Annotated in this window: 4 protein-coding genes; 2 read left to right on the top strand and 2 right to left on the bottom strand. The window is 35.4% G+C overall.

The window, feature by feature from the left end; all coding sequences use genetic code 11:
• Positions 1-80: 80 nt before the first annotated feature.
• Positions 81-1,460: a vanadium-dependent haloperoxidase gene (locus tag ACQUQZ_RS05185; RefSeq protein WP_435353702.1), complete on the bottom strand. Its 1,380-nt coding sequence runs from the start codon at positions 1,458-1,460 to the stop codon at positions 81-83.
• Positions 1,461-2,165: 705 nt separating this feature from the next.
• Here ACQUQZ_RS05185 and argH point away from each other — a divergent pair.
• The gene (gene argH / locus ACQUQZ_RS05180; RefSeq protein ID WP_435353701.1) at positions 2,166-3,539 is read left to right on the top strand and encodes an argininosuccinate lyase; all 1,374 of its coding nucleotides are present in this window, start codon (positions 2,166-2,168) and stop codon (positions 3,537-3,539) included.
• A 76-nt stretch (positions 3,540-3,615) separates the two neighbouring features.
• Here the strand turns inward: argH and ACQUQZ_RS05175 are convergent, their stop codons facing one another.
• A complete protein-coding gene (locus ACQUQZ_RS05175) occupies positions 3,616-4,689 on the bottom strand; it encodes a glycoside hydrolase family 130 protein (protein ID WP_435353700.1) in 1,074 nt (357 codons plus the stop codon).
• A 98-nt stretch (positions 4,690-4,787) separates the two neighbouring features.
• Between ACQUQZ_RS05175 and ACQUQZ_RS05170 the strand changes: the two genes are divergently transcribed.
• On the top strand, positions 4,788-5,573 hold the full coding sequence (locus ACQUQZ_RS05170; RefSeq protein ID WP_435353699.1) for a cyanophycinase: 786 nt from the start codon (positions 4,788-4,790) through the stop codon (positions 5,571-5,573).
• The last annotated feature ends 112 nt before the right edge of the window (positions 5,574-5,685 follow it).

Raw genomic sequence — 5,685 nt, 5'->3', positions numbered from 1 at the left:
CGTATTGTAATTGTAATTTTTCACTCAATTTTTTTTATAAATGCAAAAGTTGTACTCGCTTTTACTAAATATTATATTTGTTATTTTCTCCAAGATAAAGCATTGATATTCTGCCCAATTTTCTTACCTTCTTTCAAACCTACTTCATTATCTTGGCAAGTATGAATGCCTCCGTATAAACGAGAGTTGGCAGACTCTAAGGCTGCCTCCCAAAATGAATTAAATCTTCGAGCTTTATACTCAACCGACCTCCATTCATCTTTTGGTCTTCCAACATGTGAATCATCAATGAATTTAAATGCACCTCCGTATAAATCTGTTAGTACCGATGCAGCGGCGGCGGCCTGTCCTGCGTGTCCTGAATAAAAAGCTGGGAATGGAGGTTCTGGCCAAAAGAGGTTCCATGTTCTGCTTAGATTATAATAAATAAACAAAAATGGCCTTTCGGCATGATAGGTATATTTGCATTTCCAACAATTAATAAAAGCATCTGCCACTGCCATTCCAACACGTGCATAAGTCTCTGCTGCAGTAAATAAATCTGGTTTAGCTGTCTTGATTGTTATGGTTGCTAAATTATATGAATGCCCTGGTGGTGAAAATGTTTGAGAAGGATCATCACCCCACCAATTAGCTATCTCTTTTTCCTCTTGGGTTAAAGTATTTCTTTTGGCAAATACTTCATACATTTGAGCATAATAAGGAGAGTCTTTATGATAATCAAAAGGTATGATTTCAGGAACAGGCAAAACGCCATTTGCAGGAGCAAACGTTCTGTTTTTTCCCCAGTATGGATGTAAAGGCAATTCAACTGGAGACTGACCTTTTTTAGGAGCTTTCCAAAAACCATTACCCACAGGAACTTGATAAGTACTATCAAAGTTTCTTTTGTAGCCTTCAAATCCTCCATCAGTTTTTGACCATTCATAAATCGCTTTGGCAATTTCTTGTCCAAATTTAACCGAACGTTCAGCAATTTCTTGACTCGTTGATCCTATTTCAGATTGATAAATTACTTTTTCAAGCGAATCAATGCTCGCTTTATTGATGGCAGATGTTTGTGAGTATAATTGTTTTAGTAAGTAAGATTGCCCAGCATTCAAAGATAGAATCCAATTGTATTTGTATAAACTATTAGGTACTGGCAAATTTTCTAATCCTGACACTTGACCAACCATTGATTTCTTTTTTGGTGTTCCCCAAACAATACTTTCGTACATAGTTAAGCCCATATAACCTACTGATCTTGAACCATAGGTCGGTGTGCCACCAGGAGTATGTTTCATCGTCCTTACAGTCATTTCACCCCATTTCGTAGCTACTGTTGCTCCAATAACTGCTCCTGAGCTTGGGTTCTCACTGATAAACCCAACACTACCATAAACCAAAACACTATTAGCCACTATTAAAATAGCAGTAATATTGTAAATAGCTTTTTGTAGTGTAAAAATTAATCTCATATTCAATTTAATCAGGGTATTTTTGTAATTATGAGTATTTTCCTTTACTAAAGTTTGATTTTACCCAATAGCAAAGCCCAAAGGCGAAGAATCGTCTTTTAGCGTATCGAAATCATGCACAGTTGTGCATCATGCTTGAAGTGGGGAAAAAAAATGCGGAGGGAGCTTATGGTAAAATATACCATACCCTCATGAAGAGGCTTGTAGAATTCAATCATCTTTTTATAATAGTAAAGGTTCACTCAATAGCAAAATAGAAATAAATGTAAGAATATCGTCCCAAGAAGGGAGTCTTTCTTATGAAATTTATGACTCAAAAAATAAGAAAATGTAACTGATCAATAATAATATTTTTCAATTCCAGTAACTTGCTTATATTCAAAAAGGTATTCTTTCCAAGAAACGGCACTAAATGGCACTATTTGGCATAATATTTGCCATACTTACCTACCCACATTATCTAAATCTGTGCCAAACTTTCACTTATGTTCCTATATTTTTTTTAACTAAAAATAATCGGAAAATATCATTACTATTTGAAATACAAGACTATCTAATAATATTAGGTAATTCTAATCAATTACAAATTGTGCAAAAACCGTGCTAAAAATTATCAGGCGGATGCAAACATCTAAAAAACTTCTAAATACTTCATTTACAAAGAAAAACAGCGTTACTTTGTAGCTTAATAAAACCACAAATCTCGTGAAACTTTGGCAAAAGGAAAGCAATAAAAATTTAGATAAGAAGGATAGCTCAATAGAAGCTGCCCTTCGCATTGAAAAATTTACGGTTGGCGGAGACCGTGAAATGGATATGTATTTAGCAGAGTTTGACGTACTCGGCTCAATGGCTCATGCCATTATGTTAGAGAGTATCGGCTTGCTCGAAACCGAAGAACTTAGACTCATTTTGAATGAGTGTCGAAAGATATATAATGATATTTTAAATGGCAAATTTTTCATCGAAAAAAATATTGAAGATGTTCATTCACAAGTAGAGTGGTTACTAACACAAGCACTCGGAGATGCAGGAAAAAAAATCCACAGTGGCCGCTCACGCAACGATCAAGTACTGGTCGATTTGAAACTGTTTATGCGTCACCAAGTTCGTCAAGTTGTTACACAAAGCGAACAACTTTTCCATAAACTCATCGAACTAAGTAATAAACATAAAAACGATTTATTGCCTGGATATACGCATTTGCAAATTGCCATGCCTTCGTCTTTTGGGCTTTGGTTTGGGGCTTATGCCGAAAGTTTGGTCGATGACATTGTGGTGATGCAAGCAGCTTATAAAGTCGTTAATAAAAACCCGCTTGGTTCGGGGGCAGGTTATGGAAGTTCGTTTCCATTAAATAGAACTTTGACTACAAAACTTTTGGGATTTGATGACCTTAATTATAATGTAGTATATGCCCAAATGACTCGTGGAAAAACTGAGTATGTAGTACTTTCAGGGCTTACCTCTTTGGCTACAACGCTGTCAAGAATGGCGATGGATATTTGTCTCTACAATTCTCAGAATTTTAGTTTCTTGACTTTGCCAGATGATTTCACGACGGGTAGCAGTATTATGCCTCACAAGAAAAATCCTGATGTGGCCGAACTTCTGAGAGCAAAAACCAATCGTTTGAAAGGTCTTCCAACTGAGCTGGCATTTGTCACAAGTAATCTTCCAAGTGGCTATCATCGAGACATGCAGATTTTAAAGGAAATCTTAATGCCTGCTTTCGACCAAATTTTGGAATGCTTAGACATTGCTCATTTCATGCTTTCAAATATTGAAGTAAAACCCAATCTTTTGGAAGACAAAAAATATGACCCAATCTTTTCAGTCGAGCGTGTCAATGAATTGGTGATGCAAGGTTTACCTTTTAGAGATGCTTATTTGCAAGTAAAAGAGGAAGTTTTTGGTGGCAGCTACGAAGCTCCACGAGAACTAAATCATACACTCGAAGGAAGTATTGGAAATTTGTGTAATGAAGAAATCACCAAAATGATGAATAAAACCATCAATGATTTTGACTTCGATAAAGTTGATTCGGCTTTAGAGGAATTATTGAATTGGAAAGTTTAAAATAATCATTTTAGATTTGACAACTTTTGAACGGTGCGACGTTTCGCAAGTTGTCAAATCTATCTAAAAATGATTATTACTCTTCTTTCACAGCCACTGCAATCTTAGAATCGGCAGTACCATAATACAAATACCATTTCTTCTTGAAATTCACTAAACCTTCTACAAAAACTACATGGTTTACTTGTCCTTCGAGTTCGTAAGGTTTATCGGGTTCAAAGAAAAAAGTTTTTGAACGGTCGATAACTTTAGAAGGGTCATTTTTATCAAAAAGTACTTGGCCAGCACGGTAAGCATTTTTGCTATCTTTACTCTTATTTTGAAAACCTTTGTTGGCACTATTATATATAAGGAATATTCCTTCTTCTTGAATAAATGCTGCTGGGCCTGATTCTACCAACCAACTATCAAAATTATCATCACGAGGTTTTACAATTGGCTTGGGTTTTCCTGTTTCGTCTTCCAAAATCTTCCAGTCAGTCAGGTTATCTGAACTTGCCAAAAATAAATTGGTATCACCCCAATACATCCAATATTTGCCATTGATTTTGGTTGCTACAAATCTTTCTTCAACCTTCTTACAAATTATCGCCCCTGATTTCGACCACAACATTTCATTTTTAGGGTCTTTAAAAGCCAAACCTTCTTTTTTCCAGTTCTGTAAGTTTGACGAAGAAGCTACACAAAGCCTTGCTGTTTTTCCATCATAAGCGGTATAAGTTAAAATATATTTCCCATCCTCAGTTTCGACCAAACGTGGGTCTTCGCAACCACCTGGGTATTCGTATTTCTTCATAAAATCATTGTCAGGAAAAAACACTGGTTTTGTTTGGCGTTTGAAATGAATCCCATCTTCGCTAATAGCCAAACCCAAACGAGAAGTACCATCAACAATTTTTAAAGTATCTTCTGCTCGATAAAGCAAATATACTTTCCCATCACGCACCACTGCCGAAGGATTATACACATCCTTTGCTTCCCAATTGATTGATTTTTGCAAAATCGGGTCATTAAAAGTCGTCGTATCGACTGCTCCTAAAATCGGATTTTCAGCATCCTGTTTCGCAAAAGGTGCAAGTTGCCAAGTTTGTTGCGTAGTATTTCTGCAAGAAGCCAAGGCTAAAAGCAAAAGAATTAAACTTTTTTTCATAGATTTGATTGAAAAGTATAAGTTTGGTTAATTATAATTATGACTGAAATATACTGCAAAATCAACAAAAAAAAGATATAAACCATTTTTCTGAAAACATGACTCGAAAATTATCCTTACTTCTATTCTTTATATCAAGTATCAGCTTTGCTCAAGAACGTTTAATTTTGATTGGTGGAGGCAAACGAACACCTGATATTTTGACAAAATTCATCGAATTTAGTGGCAATGAAAATGGTAAAATATTAGTGATTCCATGGGCGAGTGGCGAACAAGAAATTGCTTTTTCAAACATTAAAAATGAAGTGGCTGCTCTTTCAAAAATTTCAGTTGAAAATGCTCCTTTATCTCCGCTCAATGCAGAAACAAAAACAAAACTTTTAGCTCAACTAAAAACCGCTAAAGGAGTATTTTTTTGCGGCGGCGACCAAAATCGTATCATGGATGTTTTGAAAGATGAAGAGTTATTCAAAACTATGCACGAAATGTATAAAAATAGCGTAATTTTTGCAGGAACAAGTGCTGGGACAGCCATTATGTCGGAAATAATGATCAGTGGGGAAGGTGATTTCAAGGTGATTGATGGTTCGAAAGTTGAAACAAAAAAAGGACTTGGACTAATGAATGAAATCATTGTTGATCAGCATTTTATCAAACGTCAAAGACAAAATCGTTTGATTGGCTTGATTTTCAAAAATCCTACCCTGTTAGGTGTTGGTATTGACGAAAATACAGCTTTAGTGGTGGAGCAAAATCGCTATGCAGAAGTCTTGGGCGAAAGTCAAGTAATGATTTTTGAAACCTTAAAGCAGCCCAATGAAATGAAGTTTTTGATGCTTCAAAAAGGCGAAAAATTTGATTTAAAGAAACGAAAAAAAATGTAGCACAATTCTCCGAATTGTTTGTTTTGTACAATTCGGAGAATTGTGCTACTATTAATTTTCAATTATCCATTTTACATTCCCCATTAAACAAGTACCTTTGTGACTCAATAAT

Source organism: Emticicia sp. SJ17W-69, from assembly GCF_051209875.1.
Classification (GTDB): domain Bacteria; phylum Bacteroidota; class Bacteroidia; order Cytophagales; family Spirosomataceae; genus Emticicia.
This window is presented reverse-complemented; position numbering and strand designations above follow the sequence as displayed.

What these genes read in the sequence shown, in the direction of transcription:
- ACQUQZ_RS05170 (WP_435353699.1), top strand. Translation starts at nt 4,788, where the DNA reads ATGACTCGAAAATTATCCTTACTTCTATTCTTTATATCAAGTATCAGC.
- ACQUQZ_RS05175 (WP_435353700.1), bottom strand. Translation starts at nt 4,689, where the DNA reads ATGAAAAAAAGTTTAATTCTTTTGCTTTTAGCCTTGGCTTCTTGCAGA.
- ACQUQZ_RS05185 (WP_435353702.1), bottom strand. Translation starts at nt 1,460, where the DNA reads ATGAGATTAATTTTTACACTACAAAAAGCTATTTACAATATTACTGCT.